Raw genomic sequence first — 2,843 nt, 5'->3', positions numbered from 1 at the left:
GAGTGGGCCAATACGGCTCTCCTGGACTGAAGAGCGCTGCCGATAAGTCTGTGCACCTATGCCTCGCTTCTTTGATCAACTGATGCTTTCGGAAACACAAAAAATTTGAACATCAGGAAAAGAAAGCCCGCCACCGCAAATATCGACAGTATTTGGACCCACTGATGCGGGTAACCCAGATAGTCCACCATCACGATGAGAATGGACAAATTCAATGTGTAGCCGAGACTGTGCGCAAAAATATAGCGTGCCCCCGCGCTCAGCAGATCCCCATCGTGGGAAAACGTCCACTTGCGGTTACCGATAAAACCGATAGCAGTACCCACTGCATAGAGCACGCTCATTGTGATTTTCGGAGTTCCGCCAGCATACGTAATCAATAGATAAACCATATAACCTATTGAGTTGGTGAGAAGGCCAATGACGCCATAGCGCAGCAGCTCGATGGTCGAGGCCCTATCGGGTAGTTTCGAGAGCAATTTACGCATTTACCCACGCCGCCAGACCAAATCCGGACTTTCCATAACCGTTGCCGTTGTACAGCATGTAGCGCTGTGCTTTGTGGATAAACACATAGGGATACTCGATCATCGCTGAGTCCCAATCGCCCTCCGAGACATCAATACCGCAAGCGTCCAGACACAGTTGCCAGGAATGACCGTCATGACTGCGTGCATAGCCGATTCTGTAGGTTTCACCCGCGCCACTACGATAGGAGAACCACATTTCAAAACCGATTTCTCTAGAGCCTATGACGGTTGGTCTTGAGAAGGCTTGCGCCTTTCCAATGACATAAGGAACGGCCAACCCCTGCCGAGCCCAATGATGCCCATCGATGGATGTTGCGTAGTTTAGGGTATGCAGCATCTCTCCATTACCGGCATCCCAGCTTGCGGTCGACCCGTACCACATGTCGTAGTCCCCGTTGGCACTTTGCATGACCCATGGGTAAGAAAGGCTGATGGGGTCCGTAGGGTCTGCACCCATGAAAGGTTCACGACTTTCCAGTTTCAGGGTTAGATCGGGATTGACGATGAGCCGGCCGATATCACCGCGCCAATGGCCATCTACGGGGTTTTGCCAGCCCATGAATAGCATGTACCGCACGCCGTCGACGTCATAGCAATTACCGATGCTTACTCCATCTGCAAAAAAACTGCCTTCGGCGCCATGCTCGAACATCGGTTCGTGGTGCTCACGGATTACCTGGCGAGTAATGATATCGATATCGACCGCGCCAACAGAGGAGCGATTGTCGCCGTCCCTGCCGCTGTAGTAGATCCGATAGATATCGCCCTCAAGCAAAACCGGTAAGGGATTGGCGACATGAGTCAAAAGCTTGGGATGCCGCCCGGTACTGGAAGGGCAGTAAAGCAGTCCCAATTTTTGYCAGTAGGGCGTCATATTTTCCTCAGCTTGGTGCTAGGCACTTTAGAGCGCTCTGTCGCTGATCCAACGTACAGGCCTTCGGGCTCGGCATCGCTTAATAGCAATGCGCCTGCACCGATAACGCACCGATCACCGACTTTGATATGGTCGCGCAGCGTTGCATTGACGCCTATAAAGCACTGTTCGCCAATTTCTACCCCGCCAGAAATTACCACGTGCGAGGCAATGAAGGAGTGATCCCTGATTGTGGAGTGATGGCCTATATGATTACCACTCCACAGCGTCACGTTGTTGCCGAGGGTGACAAATGGCTGAATGGTATTGTCTTCGAGAATGAAGCAGTTCTYTCCGATTCGTCCATCATTCAGGACAGTGGCATGAGAGCTGATGAAATTGGCAAATCGGTAGCCCATGGCCTTGCCGGCAAGGTACTTTTCTTTGCGCACGGCATTGAGCTTCGAGTAGCTGAGCGCAACAAATAACTCGCACTTTTCTGGCGGGTAATAGGTGGTGAGTTCCTCAAATGCGAAGACCGGAAGTCCGCAGAAAACGTTTTCGGTCAAATAAGCAGCGTCAACAGAAAAGGCAACGACTTCATAGTCCGAGTCTGAAGAGAAGTAGTAATGGGCGAGTTGCGCAATATCGCCTGCACCGAAAATAATCAGGGATTTCTTCATGGCTGCTTCCTCACCAGGATAGTGAACTCGTAGAGATCATAGTCATGAAGCAGCGCCACATTGCGTGAGTAGCGACGTTTACACAGATCGAACAGCATGCAGGGATCGGCGTAGTAAAGATAATCGCGCATCTTGTCGGCATCAGAGTAGGAGGTCAGGCAGTTGAAGGCGAATCCCAGGCGGCTGGTCTTGTCGAGTGTATCCAGAACGCTTTCGATGTAGGTCAGCCACTCTGCATCGGTCCTCCCCAGTCGGACATTAAAAATGCCGCTTGCGAAGCCGTAGTCCGCGAGTTGCACAGGCTCGCTACCGGTATGGAATTGCACAGGGGAACGATCTTTGTAGCGTAACCTTGCGGCGCTGACCATATCCTCGGACACATCGATGCCGTCATAGGAAAACGCATTGTGCCGCTCTTGCAGGAAGTCGTAGAACGCACCGTAGCCACAGCCGATATCATTGACCGAAAAGGGTGTTTGACCGTCGATGATGGTGTTGAGTTGGGCAAACCGCAGGTACTGCCCTTCTTTGCCATTCCAGTCGACTCCCTGAGGGGTTTCACCGTGCTGGGCCAACTTTGAGGAGTAGTACTCGGCCACTTCAGATAGCAGTTCAGTTTTATTGCTTTCCATGAACTTGCCTCACGATGGTGTAGGGGCGCCGTTTAGTCTCGGAAAATATCTTCGACAAATAGATACCCACGACACCTATAAAAGAAATGATCATCCCGCCCAAGAGCCAAATAGATGCCATCACCGAGGTCCATCCGTCTAGCGG

The 2,843-nt window shown here is 51.7% G+C and carries 4 protein-coding genes; all 4 read right to left on the bottom strand.

What is annotated here, in order from left to right:
- Positions 1-56 precede the first annotated feature (56 nt).
- From AC1DH9_RS26505 to AC1DH9_RS26490, 4 genes are read right to left on the bottom strand one after another with little or no spacing between them, the layout of a single operon-like run.
- Positions 57-488, bottom strand: a complete 432-nt coding sequence (locus AC1DH9_RS26505) for a GtrA family protein (protein ID WP_123581502.1) — start codon at positions 486-488, stop codon at positions 57-59.
- On the bottom strand, positions 481-1,404 hold the full coding sequence (locus AC1DH9_RS26500; RefSeq protein WP_477809094.1) for a hypothetical protein: 924 nt from the start codon (positions 1,402-1,404) through the stop codon (positions 481-483). Before AC1DH9_RS26500 ends, AC1DH9_RS26505 begins: the two co-directional genes overlap by 8 nt.
- Positions 1,401-2,066, bottom strand: a complete 666-nt coding sequence (locus tag AC1DH9_RS26495) for an acetyltransferase (RefSeq protein WP_477809093.1) — start codon at positions 2,064-2,066, stop codon at positions 1,401-1,403. Before AC1DH9_RS26495 ends, AC1DH9_RS26500 begins: the two co-directional genes overlap by 4 nt.
- A complete protein-coding gene (locus AC1DH9_RS26490; protein WP_427543338.1) occupies positions 2,063-2,698 on the bottom strand; it encodes a class I SAM-dependent methyltransferase in 636 nt (211 codons plus the stop codon). Before AC1DH9_RS26490 ends, AC1DH9_RS26495 begins: the two co-directional genes overlap by 4 nt.
- Positions 2,699-2,843 lie beyond the last annotated feature (145 nt).

The sequence above is a fragment of the Pseudomonas sp. 05T35 genome (genome assembly GCF_056396605.1).
Note: the sequence above shows the minus strand (reverse complement) of the source record. Positions and strands in the feature narration are given on the sequence as shown.